Below are 21,393 nucleotides of genomic sequence, written 5' to 3' on the forward strand. Positions count from 1 at the left end.
GTTAAAGAAAAAAATGAAGATACGATAATATTAATAATAAAATACTTTTGATAGGAGAATATAGATGAAAAACAGAAGAATAAAGGTGTTATCGTTAATGTTTGTTTTGATAAACTTATTTGTAAGCTTTAATGTGATGCCAGCTGCTGCAGCTGCAACAGGCACAGATACAAGTGGTTTTACTTGGCAGTCTGATGATGGAGTGACATATTCCATAACAGGTTATAATGGTAGCGACACAAATATTATAATACCTAGTTCTATAGATGGACATACGGTTACGAGTATAGCTAGTAATGCTTTTAAAAATAAATCATTAACTAGTGTAGTAATTCCTAATACTGTTACAAGTATAGGTGGTTTTGCATTTTACTATTGTTCATCTCTTGTAAATATATCAATACCAGATAGTGTAACGAGCATAGGAGACAGTGCATTTGCATATTGTATATCCCTTCCTAATATAACACTTCCAGTTAATCTTAATAGTATAGGAAATTCAACCTTTCAAGATTGTAAAGCATTAACAGAAATTACAATACCAAATAGTGTTACAAGTATTGGAACCTATGCGTTTTTCGAGTGCAATTCTCTTACTAATATAACAGTTCCAAATAGTGTCACGTACATTGGTGAAGGTGCATTTAAGGATTGTAAAGCCCTTATATCTGCACTAATACCTGATAGTGTATCAAGTGTAGGAAATTATTTGTTTTATAATTGTCAGCGTTTATCAAGTGTAAGATTGTCAAATAATCTTACGAATACAGGAGATTTTATATTTTACAATTGTTTCTCTCTTGTAGGAGTTACACTTCCAAGCAACCTCACGAATATTGGAAACAGTGCATTTGAAAATTGTACAGCCCTCACAAGTATAGCAATTCCAAATGGTGTCACAAGAATTGGATATCGTGCTTTCATTATGTGCAGAGTTCTTTCAAATATAACAATCCCAAACACAGTTAAAACCATAGATTTTAATGCATTTGCTCATTGTTATGCTTTTACAAATATTGTAATTCCGGATAGTGTTACAAGTATTGGAGATTATGCATTTTATTATTGTACATCTTTAACTGAAGTAACTATTCCGCAAAGTGTTAATAGTATTGGCTTTTTAACATTTAATAGTTGTAATTCAAATTTGATAATTAAAGGTTTTGGAGGTTCTTACGCACAAATGTATGCAGGTAGTAACGGTATTCCGTTCCAAGAACTGGCTACAACTTATACAGTAACATTTAACAGCGAAGGTGGAAGTGGCGTAAACAGTATACAAGCAGATAATAATACATTAATAGTAGAACCAGCAGCACCATCAAAAACTGGCTATGTCTTCGGTGGTTGGTATAAAGAGGCAGAATGTATAAATGTATGGAACTTTGCAATAGATAAAGTAACAGCCAATACAGCGCTGTATGCAAAATGGACAGATATATGCGACGTTGATTTTGATGGTATGGTCAGTGTGTTAGACTTAGCTTCAGTTGCTAAGAATTATAATACAAATAATACGGATGGAGAATGGAATTCAACCTTTGACTTTAATAAAGATGGAACAATTGACATCTTTGATTTAGTACTTTGTTCTAAAAAGATAAGTAAATAATTTTATTGAAATGGGAGTTTTACAATTAAGTTGTGTAAGACTCCTATTTTTAATTTGTACTAATTGACAAGAACAAATAAAAGAAGTATATTAATCGTGGAAACTTTAAAAACTATATTGGTTTCCAAAGGGAGAGAGTATATGAATAAAAATTATTTTTCAAGAAAAGAGCTTTTATTTTTAATAACTATCAGTATAGCTTTAGGAATTAGGCAAATGGCTATGACTATGGTTATGCCTTTTATATCTACTTATAGTAAAATTTTAGCTTATAGTACTCCAACCTTAGCTGGAGTTGCGCTGGGCATTTTTGGATTGACACAAGCTATATTTCAAATTCCCTTTGGAATATGGAGTGATAAAGTCGGAAATAAATTAGTTATGCTATTTGGTATAATGGAAGTAGTAATAGGGCTGATTATAGCATATTTGGCGACCAACATCTATTTATTGATATTTGCTAGAGCCTTGCAGGGGAGTGGGGCTATACTTGCGGTAGGCTATTCATGGGTAACGGGTTCTGTATGTGCTGAAAAAAGACCCAGGGCATTAAGTATCTTAGGTACCATAATTGGGGTTGCTGCAGCTAGCTCTTTTGCCTTAGGGTCAATAGTTAACAAAATTTTATCTGTAAAAGATATGTTTTTAGTGTGTGCAGCTCTTATTTTTGTAGTTTGGGTTGTTATTTTGGTATTTCTAAAGGAGGAAGACAATTCAGCTTCTAGCAGTGAAATAGGGGGTAAAATAGACATAAAGGGAAGCCTTAAGACATTGCTGAGTAATAAGCTATACGTCAGACTCAACTTAGCAGGCTTTATAAATAATTTTATTATGACGGGAGTATTTTTTATAATACCACAGTATTTAGATAAGATTACTGGCATGAGCGGCATGTGGAAGGTTTTTATGCCTGCAGTAATAATTGCTGTTATATGCATGAGAAGGGTTATAAGCTTTGTGGAAAAGGGACACAGCTTAAAAGTTATTGTTATTTCCTATATAATAATTGCTATTGGAGTAGGCTGCTTTTTTAATAAATCATCATTTTATTTTATTCTAATTGGAGCTATACTTTTTATGACTGGATATATATTATTAAATACTGTAATACCATCAGTAGCTAATGATATAGCTGAGGATAGTTATAGAGGCACTGCAAATGGAATAATAAATAGCTTTCAATATGTAGGCTCCTTTGTGGGATCTGTTGCTGCAGGAGCTTTATGGAGTAATCATGAAAGTTTAGTTTTAATTGTACTAATTGTAATGTCACTACTTGGAGTTGCCACAGTTAAAATAAATATAGAATAGAGGAATTAAAGTGAAGGATATTATATTAAGGACTGCTGCAGAAAAAATTCAATGCTATGGATTAAGAAAATTCACTATGGATGAAATTGCTGAAGAACTGAAAATAAGCAAAAAAACTCTTTATAAATATTTTTCTGGTAAGGATGAGATTATTCATGAGTATTTTATTGCCATAGTAAAGAGTGATATAGAGAGCACAGAAGAAGCATTAAAAAAGGCTAATTCTTTATCCGATAAGCTTAATGCTATAGTTAATTCGTATCATAAATACAAATTACCTGCACATGTCTATGATGAGGCAAGTAAATTTTATAAAAATGAATGGGAAGAAGTGCAGAAGCTAAAAAATTATAAATTAGAGCTTATTAATGATATTTTAAAGGCTGCTGTGAATGAGGGCTATTTAAAGAAGGATATCAACCTCAATATAGTAGGAGTAATGCTGGAAAAAACCGTTGATACCCTTTTTAGCTACGAATTTTTAAGTGAAAATAACATGACCATACATGAAGCCTCAGATAAGGTAATTAATATATTATTGCACGGAATTATGGATGATAGCCAGAAAAAAGATTAAATTTTTTCATAGCTTTTCTTAAATAGGCATTTGAGTGAAATATAGAGATATGTTAATCCGATATTCGTATAAATCAGGTAAAGTGCAATCTTTATAGTATTTGGGTACCATACGAAAATGTACTCCCAGGTTCTCTTGTTAAACAGAAAGTATGGCACTGAATAAATTGTATAACTAACCAAGAGTAAAGACAGAGATAAAATAACTACTTTTATAATAGTTTTTTTACTTCTAGGTTGAAAGATTCTTGATTTGAAATGGATATGTCTTATTAGCTTGATTAATGAAAACAAGAGAATGCATAATAAGATGCTTGATATAATAATGATTTTAGTTGAAATTGCATCAATTAAAATATTAAAATCACCAATATCCTTAACAAGTTTCGTTCCTAAAAGCATGTTCATAATACCATTGCCTATGGTAGATGCATAAAATGAATTTGTATTGCAAAGTACAGCAACACCTAGTTTTTCTTTGGGTCTAAGCACTATGTGGGAGGAGTAATTGGGGTTGGAGCCACTGTGAAAAAATTCAGGGCCATTATTAGCATATATATACCATCCGGCAGCATAACGCATACCATTTTCTGAGCTATCAAGATTTGGGTTTGGTATGTGTGAAGCTTCAATGAGCTTACAGTCAAAAGAAGATAGGTTATATGTACCTAGCTGAATTTTCATCCAGGCTGCCATATCCTCGGAGTTTGAAATAATATATCCAGCAGGCTTATTACCACTGTAAGATGGAGCTTCATAATTCTTAAGTTTTGAAAACTCTATTATGTATCCCTTTGACATATTGATTGAATTTATTTTGCTTTTATACATATATGTGCTGTTCAATCCCATTGGTTTTAGAACTTTCTTTTCTATATAATCTTCATACTTTTCTCCAGACACCTTTTCGATAAGAAGCCCTAAAACGTCATAATTAATTGTTGCATAGGTGTGCTTGCTGCCTGGTTTATTGCTTAATTCTATACCCGCTAGCTTTCTTACTGTTTTTTCAATCGCAGTTTTATCTCCATCATTTGCTTCAGGAATAATAGCTATTGTGTAGGAGGGTATGCCGCTTGTATGGTACAAAAGTTCCTCGATAGTAACGGTTGCTGCCATACCTTGATACTTCATTTGTAGCCATGGAATGTATTTGGTGATTGGATCATTTAGTTTAATAAGACCATCCTGCTCCAGCTTTAGAACTCCTAATGCTGTAAAGGCCTTACTATTAGAGCCGAGCTCAAATAATGTTTTAGAAGTTATCTTTTGATTTGATTTTAAATCTGCATATCCAAAGCTTTTTTCATAGATTGTTTTATCCCCTTGAGTAATAACTATAGATATTCCTGGCAGCCTTCCTTTAATAGTGTTTTTATTTATAAACTTGTCTATATCAAGCTCACTACAATTTAATCCATAATACTTCAGTGCAGATACAGAACCACTAGTAGGGTTTGTTTCTTCTTTATATTTAAAGTATTTATCATTTGGATATATGAAGAGATAAGTAATGCAGAGTACAATTAAAATGCCAGATATTAAAGCCTTTTTCATCTTTTTACACCTCCTAAACATCCCTTTCCATTCTATAATTTTGTGTAAGTTTTAATATTATCCAAGCAATCAATACAGAAGTGAATAAGCTGAGACAGCAGACAATATATTCAGTGCCTTTTGCTTTGCTGGCACCTGAAAAGCCAAATACAGCAGAAATAGGATAAATATAACGATACTTGGAACTTGCGGCTATAAGGCCTGTAAAAGAATATAATTCTGCAAATATGACAGAAAGCCAATTTCCATTTTTAATTGTTGTCATTAAAGAAATAATAGGCAGCACAGCAATAAAACATCCTAGCCCTTGAAGAATATAGCTCTTTAGTTGAATAAATATGAGCATAGCTGTTATTTGACTTGGATGAACTGCTACTTCTGTTATAAGGGTAAATGCAAATAAAAACATGCACAGTAATATTCCTATAATAAGAGAAGCTATTAGCTTTGCAGCAATCAGATTATTTGTATTAATAGGTATCATCATAAGACTTTTAAGTGTATCGTCATGGTGCTCTCTGCTGATCATATAGCTTCCAAGTAAGGAGAAAAGCGCTGGAATAATGAAGAACGTTCCATATGCAAGGGTTTCATTCATCAGTCGTTCTGCAGTGTAATTGGACTTTAAACCTTGAGCAGCGGCACACAGAAAGAATAAAAAATTTGTAACTATAACAATATACAATATTTTGGAGCGTTTTAATTTTGAAAACTCCAGTGTTACTAACTTAATCATAAAAGCCTCCATTAAAAATCCTGCATTTTCAGAGAGTAAATTGATACTGCTATTGATATTGCATCAACAATTGTAATATTGAGAATGCAAGAAGTTAAATTGGCACTTAACTTAATACCTTCAATATTTTTATTCCATATAATTCCAGCTACACTTGAAAGAGGATGAACTCCTACCAGATTAGAGGATAGTATAAGTCCTGAGATGGAGTAAATCAACGAAGCACAGGTAGGCATAATATAGCCCTTTTTTGCAATTACCACTATTGCCACTATAGGAAATATTGCAAAGGTAGTTAAGAAGCCTGTTTGTAGACATAGTGAAAAAAGGCGTAAAATTAATGCTATGGTTATGTCAGGGTATCCCAATATAAAAGCACCGAGGATAGTAAATACTGCATTTAAAAGCATGAATAGTATTGAAAATAAAAGTAATATTATAAACTTTGAAAAGATGAATAATGCCTTGTTTACAGGTACAATCATTATTTGCTTCAAAGTGCAATTTTCCCTCTCGTCAAAAAAGATCATTGAGGCTATCATGCCTAATACAATGGGAAGCAGCACCCATTCTGTAAAAGTGAATTGATAAAAATCTGTAAATTTAGCATTTATACTGCTGCCTTTAGGTAAATTAAGGGTATATAAGGTTGTAATTAATGGTGGCACAGTGGAAGTAAGCAGTGCAAAGAGAACAATCCATTTTCTTTTCAATTTTATAAATTCTGTTTGGAGTATATTAAGCAATGCCCTCACCTCCAGTAATTTTCTTAAAATAATCCTCTAGAGTATCATTGCAGATTTGTGAAATGGCTACATCAATACCATCTAAAATAAGAACTCTATTGATTTCTGCTGTGTTAAAGTCAGTATCATAGATTCTAATTGTAATATTATCTTCTACAGTGTAGTCATAGATTTTAAGCTTTTGCTCCAATACACGAGAGGCCCTTGAAGAAGATGAGACCTTAAGAAGTATGTACTTCCTGTTCTTTTTTTGAAGGTCCTTATAACTGATTTCCTGTAGCAAAACACCTTCATGTATAATGCCGATTGTATCTGCAAGCTGTTCAATTTCCGTAAGAATGTGGCTAGATATCAGTATAGTTATTCCTGTTTCTTTGCTAAGACTTTTAATAAATTTCCTCATCTCAGTAATACCAATAGGATCAAGACCATTGGTGGGTTCATCTAATATTAAAAGTTCAGGTTCATGCATAATAGCGTTAGCAATACCTAAGCGTTGTTTCATTCCAAGAGAGTATTTTGAAAACAGTTTTTTATCGTTATATGGAAGGCCAACTATATCCAGTGCATGCTTTATTCCATCTTTTTTTGACATTCCTCTTAGCTTTGCAAAAATTTTTAAGTTTTCCGTTCCTGTAAGGTTTGGATAAAAGCCAGGGGTTTCAATAATTGCCCCAATACGTGGATATATATTTTTTTCATTACCTTTAAGGGCTTTCTCAAATACTTTAATTTCTCCGGATGTAATAGAAGTTAGGCCTAATATCATCTTCATTATGGTAGTTTTGCCAGCACCGTTTCTACCAAGTAAGCCATAAATGTCTCCTTTTTTAATATGAAGATTAACATCATTAACTGCAAATTGTTCATTATATTTTTTTGTTAGATTCATTGTTTCAATAACCAACTTGTTCATGGATAAATTATCTCCTTTTTTTATCTATAGCTTTATTATAAATACAAAACCTTGCTAAAATCTTGCCAAAATCTTGTTTTTTTCTTGTTTTTGGCTAAGATAATAAAGCTCCGTGATACATTCACAGAGCTTTATTTGCAGGAAGAGTAATTGTAAAGGATGTTTTATCATATGGAACACTTTCAATGGAAATAGAACCATTATGGGAAGTAACAAGCTCTTTAACAATAGAAAGGCCCAAACCACTTCCTTTATTGGAGCGTGCTGTATCACATTTATAAAGCCTTTCAAAAACATAAGGAATTTCTTTTTCGGCAATTCCTTTGCCATTATCATTGATAGTTATTTCGATAGTATTATTTTTTTGAACAATACTAATGCCAATTTGAGTTCCATTGCTATGAAGCATAGAATTTTGTATGATATTATTAATTATACGTGCATAAGCTACTACATCTAAAGAAGCATAATACTCAGCTTCTGGGATATCAATGCTAAATTTTATAGAATTTTTATCAAAGCTTGGTATCCAGTCTGCAATTATACTTCTTGTAAGTTCGTTAATATCAATATTTTCAAAATGAAATATTCTTTCTTTAGAGTCCAACTTAAACCATTCAAATAGCATATCTATGAAGTCCTTTAAATTATATGCTTTATTACGTGCAATCTCTATGTACTCATCTTTTTCAGTTCCATCTACAATCTTATTATGAATTGCATCCAAATATCCTATAAGAGATGTAAGAGGAGTTCTTACATCATGTGAAAGACTTGTCATCAGTTGTTTATAAGCCATGTCCGATTTTTCAAGCTCAGCAATTTTAGAGGAGTTTGTCGCAATAATATCATTAATTTTATAGCATATATCAGCTGTTATTTCATTATTCCTAGCTAGAATTCTCCTGTTAGGATTACCTTCCTTTATTTCATCTAAGATTTCAGATATAAGTATATGTTTTTTTCTTATACTGATTAATTCATATAAGAGTATAGCCACTAATAATGTAAGCAGCAGAATTATTAAAATCAATAGCTTTACTATATCCATAATTTTATACTTCTTGGCTAAATCGATAGCCAACTCCCCATACTGTTTGAATATAAGTAGGATTATTTATATCAGGCTCTAGCTTTCTTCTAAGCTTACTAATGAATGACATTAGGTTGCTGTCATCAAAGGCATATTCATCCTTCCATACATTGCTGTAGAGCTGCTTTTTTGTAAAAACTTGTCCTTTGTGAAGTGCAAGAAAATAGAGCAAGTCAAATTCCTTTCCTGTTAAACTAACTTCATCTTCATTTACAATTATTATTCTTTTTGAAGCATTTATGATCAATCCTTTAAAATATAGAGGTTCTTCTATAGCTTTGCTAGAGTTATTTAGGGTTGTATAACGTCGAATGAGGGAGTGCACTCGTGCAATAAATTCATTAATATTAAAAGGTTTAGTAAGGTAGTCGTCTGCACCTAATCTGAGCCCGGATACTTTATCTACTTCGCTGTCTTTAGCCGTCAGCATTAAAACAGGAACTGAACTTGTTTTTCTTAGTTCTGTTACTATATCAAAGCCGTTCATTTCTGGTAACATGACATCTAATACAATTAATTGATATTGTTTTTCAAAAGCTTGTCTTAGGCCGTAAGTACCTTTATGGGCTAAGTCAGCACTAATTCCTTCTTTTTCTAAACACTTTTTTATTAATTGACATAGTTCAATATCATCATCAATAACTAAAATATTAGCCTGCACATTAACATCTCCTCACAAAAAGCTGATTAAGTAAACGCTAAAAAAGTAACTACCAATATTATACTATACAAAGCACATAGTAGTTTAATTATTTATATCAGATTAATGACAAGAATAATAAGGATGATGTGCGAAAAAACAGTTTTAATATTATCGAACTGCTTATTCCATTAATTTTGAAAATAAAATTAGCTTCTCAGAGCATTTGCTCAAAGGAAAATATAAGTTTTTGTCGAATATAATTCTTACAACACTTGTAATTTATTGATTTTTATGAGTAAAATTAGGGGATTTATAAAATTTAGAGGGTGGATAACGATGGCTATGATGAAATTATTTTTAAGGCCTAATGATTTAAAACCAGGAATGATTATTGCAGAGGACCTTATAGAAAACAATATAGTACTTGCTAGTAAAGGAACAATTATTACTCAACCTATTATTGATAAATTGAGTCAGATATACTTTTTAAACAGGATAGCTGTATTCCATGAGGAAGATGAGAAAAAGAACAGCTTGATCATTGATAAAGTTAAATCCGTTGAGGAAGTTGAAAAAAGCTTCAATGAGTTTACTTTTAATGTAGAGGATATATTTGATGTAATCGACAGCAATGGAATAAAAGATTTAGAAGATATAAGAGCTTTTGCAAAGAAGATTCAAAATGAATTAGATTCTACTAGAGCTATAATTAAAAATATAGTACTCAATGGCAGCGGAACCGATACAATATATAGACACTCTGTAAATGTAGCAGCCCTTAGTTCTATTTTAGGAAGATGGCTTGGACTTGATGAAAGAGATATCAATCTTTTAACTTATTCAGCCGTATTACATGACTTTGGAAAGACTAAGATAGATAAAGAAATATTAAATAAAAAAGGTACTCTGACTCCAAAGGAATTTCATCAAATAAAGAATCATCCGATAGCATCCTATAACTTGATAAAACAGGTACCATTTTTGGATTCTTCGGTATGCTACGGAGTTCTTATGCACCATGAAAGACTTGATGGTTCAGGGTATCCGCTAGGTATTAAGGGTGAAAAAATTCATGAATTTGCTAAGATAATTGCTATAGCAGATACCTTTGATGCAGTTAATTCAAATAGGGTACATAGAAAAAGCAGGGGGCCTTTTGCTGCCTTGGAAATTATTCAAAAAGATAGTCTAGGAAAGCTTGATTATGAATACTGCAAAGTGTTTTTAGACCATGTAGTAAATTATTATATGGGAGAAGAAGTACTTTTAAACAATGATATGATATGCAAGATTATTCAAATTAATGTTAATGATCTAGCGCATCCTTTGGTACTTCACGATACTGAGTTTTTAGATTTGAAAAAAGAACCAGGATTAAAGGTAGAAAGAATAGTAAAATAGAATGTAACCAGCAGAAAATCGCAGCAGAATATCTTTAGGCATGTGGAAATTATTGTTTAATATTTAATTATATGTTATAATTTAGTTGAATTTTTAAGGGGTGAGAGATATTATGGAGTTTTCTGCAATACAAGAGATGATTTCAAAAATAGACGGGGTTATCAATGTTAAGGTAATAGCAAATGAGACTGATATAGAAGAGATACATATACTGGCAAATAATTTACGAGCACCAAAGCAAATTGTTAGGGATATAGAATCTTCTATACTAGCTTCTTTTAATTATAGAATTGATAGAAAAACTATAAGCATAGCTCAAATTGAAACAGATGAGCATGAGGAAATAAAAAGAATTAAGTTCGGAGGAATTTCAGTAAATACCTCCGAGAATACTATTCATTGTACTGTAAACCTTTATTACAATGATGAAGAGCATTCAGTTACACAAATGGGAATAAAAACATCCTCAAAGAGAAGAAAGATAGTAGCTGAAACTACAATTAAAGTCGTAGAACAAATACTTGGACAAGATGCCATTTTTGATATTGTAGATGTAATAGAAAGTAATACAAAAGAAGTATCTTATGTTTCAGTATTAGTAAGCATGTTAGTAAGCAACAATGAAGAAGTAATGGTTGGTTCAGCAGTAATAAAAAATGATATAAACGAAGCAATTTCCAAAGCAACTTTAGATGCAATTAATAGGAGAGTTCAAAAAAACAATTTATAGTTCTGTTAATAAAGGCCGATTAATGTTTTATTTTTTTGCCCTTAGCGGAGTTAAATATGACAAGTAATAGCGAAGTCTTGTTAATATACGCAAAGGGGGATTTTATAAATGAAAAAGTTAGTTCCAATTTTATTAGCTATTTTAGCTTTGGCTATAGCTGGTGGATCAACAGCAACTTGGATATGGTAATTTAAATAATCGGCCTTTATATATATTAGGAGGTACTTATGAAAAATTTGCCCTTCAAATTAAAAATATATTTAATCTTAGTATATATTTTTTCTGTATTATCAATATGTCTTTTTATAAAAACAAATTATGTTGAATTAAATATAACAAGTATGGGCAATATTTTGTTTTTTTCTGCCTTAATGGCAATTACAGAAACCTTCACTGTACCGTTTAAAAAAGTGTCATATAGTACCAGTTTTGCTATTCAATTAGCAGCTTATATGCTATTTGGACCAGCTTCAACCATTTTGATAATTATAATTGGATTTTCATTTAGAGTATTAAAGGTTAATGATAAATATAAGCACATCTTTAATACACCTTTTTATGGAACAGTGTTTAATTATTGCGCGTTGATACTTCCTATAATATGGGGAAATTATTTTTATATTATAAGCAGAGGAACATTTAATTTAGATAAAATATCTTCAAACATAGTACAAATAATGTTATTTTCTGTCATTGTTTTTTCATTAAATACATTAATCATATCAAAACTAAGTTCTCTAGCTACCAATAAAAAAATATTTTACTGTATTATTAGTAATTTTAAGCTATTATTAATAAATACAATAGCAATGATTCCATTTGGTATAATATTAGCATTTGCTTTTTATAAATATACATATTTAGGTGTATTATTAATACTTGCTCCAATTCTTTTAGTTAGATACACCTTATCTCTCTACGTGGATTCAAAAACAAAATTTGTTCAAACAGTGGATGCACTTATGAGGGCTATGGAAGCAAGAGATAAATATACTGAGGGCCATTCTCAAAGAGTTGCAGAATTAGCTAGTAAAATTGCAAAAGAATTAGGATATAGTGAATGGAAAATAGAACAGTTGAATATTGCTTCTCTACTTCATGATGTAGGGAAGATAGGTATAGATGACAACATATTAAATAAGCCTGGAAAGTTAACAGACGAGGAATATGAGACAATAAAAAAGCATCCAGAGATAGGTTACAATATTTTAAAGGATATAAATGGACTGGAAAATATTATATCCATTGCTAGACATCACCATGAAAGATATGACGGCAAGGGCTATCCTGATGGAAAAAATGCAGAGGAGCTTAGTTTTGATGTTTTTATAATCCAATTGGCAGATGCTGTAGATGCTATGGCCACTGATAGGCCGTATAGGAAGGCATTGTCAGAGAATGAAATATTGGAGGAGCTAAAAAGACATTCAGGTACACAGTTCCATCCGAAGGTTGTAGAGGCTTATTTACGTATAGCTGAAAAGCAAAAGAAAGCAGAGTGATTATATTTTATGTTTATTATAGCTCTAATTATTTCAATAATTATAGGATACATATTTAAGGGAAGATTAAAAAATCTAATAAATGTAGAAATGAATTACTTATATTTAGTTTTTGCGGCATTTATGATTGAAGCTATAACAATATTTTGCATTAGAAAGGGACTCCTTCAAAGGGGAACTATAACTTTTGTTTTAGACCTATGTATGTATATATTAATATTCCTATTTGGGTATTTTAATAGAAAGAATCCTTTTATTGTTATAATGTGTTTTGGATTTTTATTAAACGCTATTCCAATATTTTTAAATGGAGGAGCAATGCCCGTTGGAGTAAAAACTATAGATACAGTAGGACTTACCCATAATATAGATAGAGAAGGTCTATATAGGCTAGTAGACAGCAATACAAAGCTGTGGTTTCTTGGAGATGTTATTCCATTTAAGTTTATTACTAATCTTGCAATTAGCATAGGAGATATAGTGGCAGCTATAGGACTTATGCTGTTTGTAATAATGGGAATGAAAAAAACGAAGAGTTAAATAGATATATTATAGAGAACTAATAGGTTCTCTTTTTATTTTTGCATAAGAACAATAATATTCTCTTAGTCTTGACTTTTTACTGTAAGTATTGTTTAGTTTATATTGGGGAAATTGAATGTGAAAAATGCTCTACACCAAAAGCTTTCAGTATAGAGCATAATAATTTATTCTTAACCCCTTACTTATTTTTCATAGTTAACTACATAATTTTGAATAGGCATTGTATACTGATTGTATATAAAAGTTACTGTACATTCAGTTCTATCAAGTCTGCAATAGGAATCACCATTTTTTTGCATTTCATTAAGCACTAGTTCACGCATTTTTCCATCCCATCTTGTTTCCCACGGACTATTTCCATTTGAAACATGAGATTTATCTCCTTTTAGCATTTCTCTCAATTCTTTTAGATTATTTTCATCTTTATTTGTAAAACTAAGGTTACTAAAACCGATGTTGCCTATATCGTAAATAATCAAATCAGCCTCAGCAGCTGGGGTGTACTGATTATTAACTGTAGTACCAGTTTTAACATATTTTCCATCTAAAAAGTCAAAAGTTACTGCTCTATTTTTAATTATGTCTATATTTGTGTTTTCATTGATAAGTCTGTATTCATAAATCTTATTACTAGTATTTTTACCGGGTTTAGTTTTAAATACATCCGTTTGTGTAATCATTAAGCTATTATCATTTATCTTTATTTTTCCAAGGTGAATATTCTCTCTTATTGGGTTACCTATAACTATAAGATTATGAACTAAAGTCCCGTACTCATCGGGCTCATTACCAGGCAAGTTATTTCCAGCCCAATTATTAGACTTAGAACTAGCAATATTATTTAACTGGCTAATAAGCCCAGTGTTATTATTAGGTATATTTAAAAATTGAGCATACTCTGTTCCTACAGCACCTGTAGGTGCGTTGCCATCTATATCTTTCAGTATAAATGTACATGCATTTTCAAGCCATTGACCATAGCTAGGACTCTCATAGCTGCTTCCCACCTTTTTGCTTTCTCTAATATCTAGGAAGTACCCTTTATACAATGGTCCAACGGATGCATACATCTTTGCAAAAGGCTTTGGATATACACCAGTGGCTATTTTGTTATTAGAATTAGTTTTTTTACTTGATAAGAAAGCATATGTGGCTGCATTTGAAGCGATGATTACGCACATGCAAAGAGTAAGTATTATATATATCTTTTTAAACCTTCTCATAAACTCCATACCTCCTAATTTGAATAAACCCATTGTGTGTCGTTTGGCTGAGTTGCAAATACATTTATATTAAAGCCTACATTTTTGCCTTCGGATGAATATGGAGCATTTTCTTGAAGATAAATAGATAAACTTATTTCTTTTTTTTCACCTGGCTTTAGTAATATAGGTTGATTGTTCTCATCTACTATTTGAAAATATTTTTCTGCTTCTTTCGAAGCTAAAGTATATTGCTTTAAGTTGCCTTCATATACTTTCTTGTCTATTGTAATTTTGTAATTTAAATATGGCAGCAAAGTATCTTGCTGAGATTCTGTAAAATTATCAAAGGATAGTGCGATTTTATTGGTCAAACTGCCAGTGTTTTTTATTATAAACTTACTTTCTTGAGGGTTATTTGGAGCTAATCCATTTATATTTACAATAGCCTCGCTATAAGGAGTACTTCCATCAAGCTTTATAAAATTGGTATCAATTGTTCCCATAGATAGATTAATACTATTTTGAACCTTTTGATGGCTAACAAAATAGGAAAGAGTATAATTTGAGCTTGTAGCCACACACAGTAAACCTAATAAAACTATAAGTAGTTTCTTTTTATTTTTCACTGTTATTCCCTCCCTTTTGCAAAGAGGTTTCTTTATATCCTAGAATTATAAATCCTATTCCAGAAATACATAGCCCTACAACAACAAATGTTATAAGGTTATAAAATCCACCAGTTTTGGGTAAGTTAGTTATTTTATCAGTTACCACGCCGCCGTCTTTAAGCTCATATTGTATGCTTAAGTTAAATAAATGTCTTAGGTTTTGAAATATATTTCCTGCTGTTTCTTCAAAATGCAGACTTAAAGAAAATTCTTTTTGACCTTTACTAGCTATTTTCATTGGATAATTTAGTAGAACTCCATTTTTATTAAAACTTTCAAAGGTGTCATCAAAAATAATATTTTCTCCATCTTTAAGCTGTACCTTAAGATTTTTTAAAAATTCTTTGTATAAGTCTTCATCAGAATTGATAATTTTATTTAATACATACATATCAACTGATTGAATTTTAACCGATATTTTATTAAATTCGATTTCATTATTGAAGTCATTTTTTATAACAAATTGTTTTGAAACAGTTTTCCCGGGATACCAAAGCCCATCGGAATCACTAAATATTCCAACTGTTTCATCACCATTTTTAGGAACGATTGTAACCTTTTTTTCTAAATTCTCCTGTGCTTTAACATTAACATAGCCACCAATAAAAATAATAAACAGGGTTATAGCTATTAAAGAATAGATGAACTTTTTATCTTTATATTTTTTAAAATTCATAACTTAACACCTCTCTCATAGCTACTCACTCCATGCCTCATTATTCCATTGAGTGGCAATAATATCTATCAATTCAAGAGCATTATTACTAAATTTAATATTATCTTCATTTATATCTTTATTGCTTAACTGGGTAGGTATTTCTAATCTAACTGTAAATATAACCTTGGAGTTGCTTTTCAAATTATCTAAATAGAATACGTCACTATTTTTCGTATCCTGAACAATTTTATAGAGTGAATCTTTCACAGCTATGGATAATTTAAATGGAGAATCCTTCGCTAGCTTTCCCTTTGTTATTTTTAGTTTTGTATCTATAGATCCGTTGTTGTTTAATGTAATCTCCTTTTCAAATGCATCCCCTGGTCTTAAGTTACTTAAATCAATATTTGAGGACAGCTGCTCACTTTTTATAAACTCATTACTGTCCCTGTCAGTATTTGTTATAGAAGCTGGTACATATCTCCACGACTTATTATCAGTTTCTATATTTATATCTCCAAGTTTAAAAGATAAAACATTAGTTGTAGAAGTAGACGTAAGATAGGAATAAGTTCCAGCTGTCGTTATAGAAAAAACTAGCAAAGCTATTATTAAAAGCCCTAGAGTACGACTAATCTTCATAAATATGCCCCCATTATAATAAAAGAACTACAGTGCGTTTAGCACTGCAATTCTTTTATTTTTATTATAGGATTATTTACCCTGTTCATCCCATCCTTTATTATTCCATTGAGTAGCATCAGCTTTAACTTTGAAATCAAATTGAGTATTCTTTCCGTTGTTATCTATAAGTGGAGATAACCAAGCATTTACTTGAACAGTCATAGTAGTGTCATGTTTAGCATGAATTAATAATAAAGCGTTATCTTGATCTATTAGAACATCTGCTGAATTAGTGCAATCTACCTGATTTCCTTTTTCATCAAGCAAATATACATTATAACTGCAATCCCACCAATTAAATTTGTCTAATTTATTACCGTCTTTATCAGTAAGATATACTTTAACCTTAGAATCTAATGAGCCTGCATTTGTTACTGTAAATGATTTAGTAATAACATCACCAGGTGCTAAGTTTTTAATAAGATTATTACCATCATTAACTACATTATTATTTCTCCAAATAACTTTATCTAATTTATCTGTACTTGAGTCTAAAGGCTTTGGAAAGAATCTGTCACCTTCATTTACACTGTGAGTAAGTGCCCATTGTGTACCATTATCAATGTTTATATCTACATTACCTGTCTTGAAACTCATAACTCCTGAAGAAGCTGTATCAGTAAAATATGCAAATGTTGCAGCGGTCCCCCCCATTAATAATGCAGCGGAAAGTAATAATGCTCCTATTGATTTTTTATTCATTTTAATACCCCCAATTCTTAAATATGAAACTACTTCTGCATTTTAACTTATGGCCAGTAAGTTAAAACAAAATATATTTTAAAGCGCTTTTAAACAAAATTTATTATGTTTCACTATTTTCTAAAATATCTTCTTTTTTGTTGTTTTTTTCTTTAATTTGACTATAGATTTCTTTACCAATAACGTAAAAAAACATAATCCATATTACTACCACACCAGCTAAGCCTTTTAATTTTGAAATAACATATCCTGCATATGGTATTCTAAATAAATATTTACCTACAATTTGTTCTGAAAGAACAACATCAGTATCTTTATCTTTATTAGCATCTCCTTTAGTTTGAAAATAAGGTTTTCCATCCTTATCATATTGAATATCTACAATTCTATGAGTTGATAAAAAAGATAAATTCCAGTAATACGTTACAATATCTCCCTTTTTTAGTGTCTTAGGATCAACCTTTTTATCAATTACTAAATCCCCTGTATTAAATACTGGGCTCATGCTGCCTGATAATACAGAAAGCCACATATACGAACCAGCTGATGGAACCTTAACTGTTTTTCCTCTTGTTTCTACTTTTCCATAAATGGATACTGCAACTAATATAATAAGTAAAATAATAATAACGGTACCAGCATAATTGAATATTTTTTTTGCTATTTTATTGCTTAGTATATTTTTTATAAAATCAAATAACCTCTTTATCATCCTATCGCCTCTTTCACAAACATTTAATAAATGTAATAGTCAGCTTACGATTATGTAAATTTCAATTACAGCACTTAATTTACTTGTTTATGTCATCACCTCCTCAAAAGTCATTAAATTTTGCCATAAAATTAGCCCCATCTCTTAGCTATTTTTTTGCTATGAAATGGAGCGGATTCACTATTCGCTCCATCTATGCCAAGTGACCACGTAATAGCATAAATTTCATTGCATCCATTCAGTTTTGTTTTGTTGTGAATATACTAATATATATTCATCAAGTATTTTTGATATGCTCAGTATAATATTTAAAGTAAAATTTTTTCTGAAATTTATTTTTTACCTTTCACTTTGCCTTGTTTATATATGATGGACTCTTTCTCTTATACCTTTGTATACATCATTAGCTACTATAAAAATTATTACTGCCCAAATTGTAATGATTCCAGGAATTCCTTTTAAAAACGCTATTAAAAAACCTATTAAAGGAATTCTAAAAATATATTTGCTTACGACCAAATTAGAATCAACTGGAGATACGTCTGCTACGTTGTTGTTGTCACCCTTAGTTATAAAAAATAACTGTCCGTCCTTGAGTGTAGTATTTATAATTCTGTGAGTAGTTAAAGAACTATTATATTTAAAGGTAATTACATCACCAGTTTTTATGTTATCTAAATTGGTTTTTTTTCCTACGATTATATCTCCAGGATTAAAGGTAGGCTTCATACTACCTGATAATACTGTCATAATCTTGTAAGGACCAATCCCCGGTATATAATCCTTTTTACTAATCCCCCAGATATTAACTCCAATGTAGAATATAAGAATGACAACAAATGCAAAATAAATTATGTTTTTAATCACCTTTAAGAAGGTTCTCTTCAAAACAATCCCCCCTGCTTTTCTTATTTGTACTGAAAGACCATTGGTATTTCAGATTACCAAATATTTTTCTTATGCTACAAAAAATCAAACAAATTTAAGTACATATGATATATATGCTTTTGATAAACTTAAATATGATTAAGTTTATGAAAAAATAATTAAAGGCCAAGAACTTCAAAATACTTTACCTTTAATTATCTTTAGCATCTAAACTTTTTGCCGTAGTTACGAAGTGTAGGAAAAATTATGCGTTAAGGCATATGAATATTGGCAGTTTTTGTTTATAATATAAATATGTAACAGGGTTATTATTTTCACAAAAGAATATTGGGGAGAGTAATTTATGGAGGTTTTTGTTGCTAGGCAGCCAATTTTTGACTGCAATCAAAATGTGGTTTCTTACGAATTATTATTTAGGCATGGGAAAGTTAACAATTATGAGGCTGTAGATGGAGATGTAGCAACACTTGATGTAATAACAAATAGTTTTGTATGTATAGGAATTGATAATTTAACTGGTGGAAAAAAAGCTTTTATAAATTTTACTGATAATTTATTAAAAAGCAATATATTTAGAGTTCTTCCTAAAGAATACTTAGCTGTAGAAATATTAGAAACTGTTGAGCCTACAGAAGAGGTAGTAAGTGCCTGTAGAGAATTAAAAAGCTTGGGCTATACAATGGTTTTAGATGATTTCGTTTTTAGTCCCAAATTCCAGCCTTTTATAGAAATAGCAGATATAATTAAGGTAGACTTTTTATCTACTCCATCTTATGAAAGAGAAAGATTAATAAGTAGAATAAGTAATAAGAAAGTTAAGTTTTTAGCTGAAAAGGTTGAAACTAGAGAAGAATTTGAACAAGCTGTTGCACTTGGTTATTCATATTTTCAAGGCTATTTTTTTAGCAAGCCAGTAATTATGACTGGAAATGATATACCTATACAAAAGTTTCAATACTTAAAGGTATTAGAGGAACTTAATAAGTATAATTTGAGCTTTGAAAATATAGAAGAAATAATAAAAAGGGATGTATCCCTTTCCTATAAACTTTTAAGATACATAAATTCTTCAAGCTTCGGTTTAAAGAGTAAGGTTCATTCAATAAGGCAGGCATTAGCTCTAATTGGTAAGGATGAAGTAGTCCGCTGGCTTACTATGATAATTTTTAGGGAATCCGCTGAAGATAGAAATGCTGAAGCTTTGACTACTTGCATTGTTAGGGGCCGTTTTGGAGAAATAATTTGTGCTATGAGTGAGGAGTTTAAAAATAAAGCATCTGATGTGTTTTTTATGGGAATGTTCTCTATGATTGATGTATTTATAAATAAACCAATTGATGAAATACTAGGGGAACTCCCTGTGGATTCAGATATAAAAGATGCCTTAATAGGAAAGAAAAATAAGTTTAGGGATATTTACGAGCTAATTTTATGCTATGAAAAGGGATTGTGGGAAAGGCTTTCCTACTATACTAATAAGCTTAAGCTGGACGAAAGGAAGCTTCCTGAAATTTACCTAGATTCTCTAAATTGGTCAAAAGAACTTTTGTCCGAATAGTATTATTTTTTATAGATAGCTAATAATACTCCTGTAAAGTTAATTTATATGTATGGAGGAGTTAGTATGAAGCTAGGCGTAGTAAAATGGTTTGATCCTGAAAAAGGTTTTGGATTCATTTCTGTTGATGGAGATGAGGATGTATTTGTACATCATTCAGCTATAAAGGAAAATGGAACTGATAAGATGCTTCACGGTGGTGAAGAAGTACAATTTGACGTAGTAGAAGGAAGAAAAGGTCCTGAAGCATCAAATGTAACTAAAGTGTGATATAGAGCTTAAAAGACTGCTGTAAAAGGCGGTCTTTATTAATTTGTTTTAGAAGAAGTTATTTCATTCTATGGCAATAATATTTAGGTAAAAAACTATTGCATTTGAAATAAAACAATAGTATAATAAATTCTGTCGCTAGCTGAAGCAGCGAAGATGAAAACTAAATAGTGTTTTTCATGAGTTTATTATATGGAGAGATGTCCGAGTGGTTTAAGGAGCACGCCTGGAAAGCGTGTATAGGGGAAACTCTATCGGGGGTTCGAATCCCCCTCTCTCCGCCATTTAGACTTTCCGTGCTAGATGGGGAGATAGCGGTGCCCTGTAACCTGCAATCCGCTACAGCAGGATTGAATTCCTCGCCTAGGCTTTAACCTGTGAGGTCTGGTCTATAAAAGTGGCGTTGAGAATTGGGTCCCACGCAACGAAAACTCATGAACCCCGTCAGGTCCGGAAGGAAGCAGCGGTAAGTGATTATTTTCGTGTGCCGTGGAGCAACCTGGTTTGAGTTAACTATATAGATAACGCTCATATGTTATTAGCCAAAGCGAGGTGCACGGTTTACATATGAAAATAAGTAGATGCTAAAAGGCGTCTTTTTTTTTACATTTTTATAAGTTCAATTGTGAAGATATACATATATAAGGTATAATAAATGTGGTTAGAATTATTAATACAATAT

Annotated in this window: 23 protein-coding genes, 1 tRNA gene and 1 other RNA gene; 12 read left to right on the forward strand and 13 right to left on the reverse strand. The window is 31.1% G+C overall.

Annotated features, from left to right (window positions below; translation table 11 throughout):
• Nucleotides 1-64: 64 nt before the first annotated feature.
• The 3 genes from bsdE14_RS09965 (at nt 65) to bsdE14_RS09975 (ending at nt 3,500) form a co-directional block, all read left to right on the forward strand.
• Complete coding sequence (locus tag bsdE14_RS09965; RefSeq protein WP_264849777.1) at nt 65-1,612, forward strand: leucine-rich repeat protein; 1,548 nt, start codon at nt 65-67, stop codon at nt 1,610-1,612.
• A gap of 141 nt (nt 1,613-1,753) precedes the next feature.
• The gene (locus tag bsdE14_RS09970) at nt 1,754-2,923 is read left to right on the forward strand and encodes an MFS transporter (protein ID WP_264849778.1); all 1,170 of its coding nucleotides are present in this window, start codon (nt 1,754-1,756) and stop codon (nt 2,921-2,923) included.
• A 10-nt stretch (nt 2,924-2,933) separates the two neighbouring features.
• Nucleotides 2,934-3,500 (forward strand): TetR/AcrR family transcriptional regulator, encoded by a 567-nt coding sequence (locus tag bsdE14_RS09975; RefSeq protein ID WP_264849779.1) that lies wholly within the window; start codon nt 2,934-2,936, stop codon nt 3,498-3,500.
• On the opposite strand, the gene bsdE14_RS09980 is transcribed toward bsdE14_RS09975, so the two are convergent.
• The 6 genes from bsdE14_RS09980 to bsdE14_RS10005 all read right to left on the reverse strand — a co-directional run bounded on the left by bsdE14_RS09980 (nt 3,497) and on the right by bsdE14_RS10005 (nt 9,208).
• Nucleotides 3,497-5,056 (reverse strand): serine hydrolase domain-containing protein, encoded by a 1,560-nt coding sequence (locus bsdE14_RS09980; RefSeq protein WP_264849780.1) that lies wholly within the window; start codon nt 5,054-5,056, stop codon nt 3,497-3,499. The genes bsdE14_RS09975 and bsdE14_RS09980 overlap by 4 nt on opposite strands.
• 13 nt (nt 5,057-5,069) lie before the next feature.
• Nucleotides 5,070-5,792 (reverse strand): ABC transporter permease, encoded by a 723-nt coding sequence (locus bsdE14_RS09985; protein WP_264849781.1) that lies wholly within the window; start codon nt 5,790-5,792, stop codon nt 5,070-5,072.
• A gap of 11 nt (nt 5,793-5,803) precedes the next feature.
• Nucleotides 5,804-6,538, reverse strand: coding sequence for an ABC transporter permease (locus tag bsdE14_RS09990; RefSeq protein WP_264849782.1), 735 nt, complete (start codon nt 6,536-6,538; stop codon nt 5,804-5,806).
• Entirely contained in the window at nt 6,531-7,454 is a 924-nt protein-coding gene (locus tag bsdE14_RS09995; RefSeq protein ID WP_264849783.1) for an ABC transporter ATP-binding protein, read from the reverse strand. Before bsdE14_RS09995 ends, bsdE14_RS09990 begins: the two co-directional genes overlap by 8 nt.
• Before the next feature lie 121 nt (nt 7,455-7,575).
• Nucleotides 7,576-8,505 (reverse strand): sensor histidine kinase, encoded by a 930-nt coding sequence (locus bsdE14_RS10000; RefSeq protein WP_264849785.1) that lies wholly within the window; start codon nt 8,503-8,505, stop codon nt 7,576-7,578.
• A 4-nt stretch (nt 8,506-8,509) separates the two neighbouring features.
• Nucleotides 8,510-9,208 (reverse strand): response regulator transcription factor, encoded by a 699-nt coding sequence (locus bsdE14_RS10005; protein ID WP_264849786.1) that lies wholly within the window; start codon nt 9,206-9,208, stop codon nt 8,510-8,512.
• Nucleotides 9,209-9,526: 318 nt separating this feature from the next.
• On the opposite strand from bsdE14_RS10005, the gene bsdE14_RS10010 reads away from it, so the two are divergent.
• The 5 genes from bsdE14_RS10010 to bsdE14_RS10030 all read left to right on the forward strand — a co-directional run bounded on the left by bsdE14_RS10010 (nt 9,527) and on the right by bsdE14_RS10030 (nt 13,363).
• Entirely contained in the window at nt 9,527-10,591 is a 1,065-nt protein-coding gene (locus bsdE14_RS10010) for an HD-GYP domain-containing protein (RefSeq protein WP_264849787.1), read from the forward strand.
• Nucleotides 10,592-10,703: 112 nt separating this feature from the next.
• The gene (locus bsdE14_RS10015) at nt 10,704-11,321 is read left to right on the forward strand and encodes a hypothetical protein (protein WP_264849788.1); all 618 of its coding nucleotides are present in this window, start codon (nt 10,704-10,706) and stop codon (nt 11,319-11,321) included.
• Between the two features lie 56 nt (nt 11,322-11,377).
• A complete protein-coding gene (locus tag bsdE14_RS10020; protein WP_264849789.1) occupies nt 11,378-11,515 on the forward strand; it encodes a hypothetical protein in 138 nt (45 codons plus the stop codon).
• A gap of 33 nt (nt 11,516-11,548) precedes the next feature.
• Nucleotides 11,549-12,823, forward strand: coding sequence for an HD-GYP domain-containing protein (locus bsdE14_RS10025; RefSeq protein ID WP_264849790.1), 1,275 nt, complete (start codon nt 11,549-11,551; stop codon nt 12,821-12,823).
• 9 nt (nt 12,824-12,832) lie between these two features.
• Nucleotides 12,833-13,363 carry a DUF5317 domain-containing protein gene (locus tag bsdE14_RS10030; RefSeq protein WP_264849791.1) on the forward strand — a complete coding sequence of 177 codons (531 nt, stop codon included), beginning with the start codon at nt 12,833-12,835 and terminating at the stop codon, nt 13,361-13,363.
• 185 nt (nt 13,364-13,548) lie between these two features.
• Here bsdE14_RS10030 and bsdE14_RS10035 read toward each other — a convergent pair whose 3' ends face one another.
• The 7 genes from bsdE14_RS10035 to bsdE14_RS10065 form a co-directional block, all read right to left on the reverse strand.
• Nucleotides 13,549-14,589 (reverse strand): hypothetical protein, encoded by a 1,041-nt coding sequence (locus bsdE14_RS10035; RefSeq protein ID WP_264849792.1) that lies wholly within the window; start codon nt 14,587-14,589, stop codon nt 13,549-13,551.
• 14 nt (nt 14,590-14,603) lie between these two features.
• The gene (locus bsdE14_RS10040) at nt 14,604-15,197 is read right to left on the reverse strand and encodes a hypothetical protein (RefSeq protein ID WP_264849793.1); all 594 of its coding nucleotides are present in this window, start codon (nt 15,195-15,197) and stop codon (nt 14,604-14,606) included.
• Nucleotides 15,187-15,915, reverse strand: coding sequence for a hypothetical protein (locus tag bsdE14_RS10045; protein WP_264849795.1), 729 nt, complete (start codon nt 15,913-15,915; stop codon nt 15,187-15,189). Before bsdE14_RS10045 ends, bsdE14_RS10040 begins: the two co-directional genes overlap by 11 nt.
• A gap of 21 nt (nt 15,916-15,936) precedes the next feature.
• A complete protein-coding gene (locus bsdE14_RS10050) occupies nt 15,937-16,539 on the reverse strand; it encodes a M73 family metallopeptidase (protein ID WP_264849796.1) in 603 nt (200 codons plus the stop codon).
• A gap of 72 nt (nt 16,540-16,611) precedes the next feature.
• Nucleotides 16,612-17,283: a CalY family protein gene (locus bsdE14_RS10055; protein ID WP_264849797.1), complete on the reverse strand. Its 672-nt coding sequence runs from the start codon at nt 17,281-17,283 to the stop codon at nt 16,612-16,614.
• Between the two features lie 103 nt (nt 17,284-17,386).
• Nucleotides 17,387-17,995: a signal peptidase I gene (locus bsdE14_RS10060; RefSeq protein WP_264849799.1), complete on the reverse strand. Its 609-nt coding sequence runs from the start codon at nt 17,993-17,995 to the stop codon at nt 17,387-17,389.
• Between the two features lie 360 nt (nt 17,996-18,355).
• Nucleotides 18,356-18,883 carry a signal peptidase I gene (locus bsdE14_RS10065; protein ID WP_264849800.1) on the reverse strand — a complete coding sequence of 176 codons (528 nt, stop codon included), beginning with the start codon at nt 18,881-18,883 and terminating at the stop codon, nt 18,356-18,358.
• A 343-nt stretch (nt 18,884-19,226) separates the two neighbouring features.
• Here bsdE14_RS10065 and bsdE14_RS10070 point away from each other — a divergent pair, with 343 nt between their 5' ends.
• The 4 genes from bsdE14_RS10070 (at nt 19,227) to ffs (ending at nt 21,271) form a co-directional block, all read left to right on the forward strand.
• Nucleotides 19,227-20,441: an EAL and HDOD domain-containing protein gene (locus tag bsdE14_RS10070; protein WP_264849801.1), complete on the forward strand. Its 1,215-nt coding sequence runs from the start codon at nt 19,227-19,229 to the stop codon at nt 20,439-20,441.
• Between the two features lie 66 nt (nt 20,442-20,507).
• Nucleotides 20,508-20,711, forward strand: a complete 204-nt coding sequence (locus bsdE14_RS10075; RefSeq protein WP_264849802.1) for a cold-shock protein — start codon at nt 20,508-20,510, stop codon at nt 20,709-20,711.
• A 194-nt stretch (nt 20,712-20,905) separates the two neighbouring features.
• Nucleotides 20,906-20,995, forward strand: a tRNA-Ser gene (locus bsdE14_RS10080).
• 10 nt (nt 20,996-21,005) lie between these two features.
• An RNA gene (ffs, locus tag bsdE14_RS10085) (signal recognition particle sRNA large type) lies at nt 21,006-21,271 on the forward strand.
• The last annotated feature ends 122 nt before the right edge of the window (nt 21,272-21,393 follow it).

Origin of the sequence: Clostridium omnivorum, from assembly GCF_026012015.1 — a bacterium.
GTDB classification, from domain to species: domain Bacteria; phylum Bacillota; class Clostridia; order Clostridiales; family Clostridiaceae; genus Clostridium_AX; species Clostridium_AX omnivorum.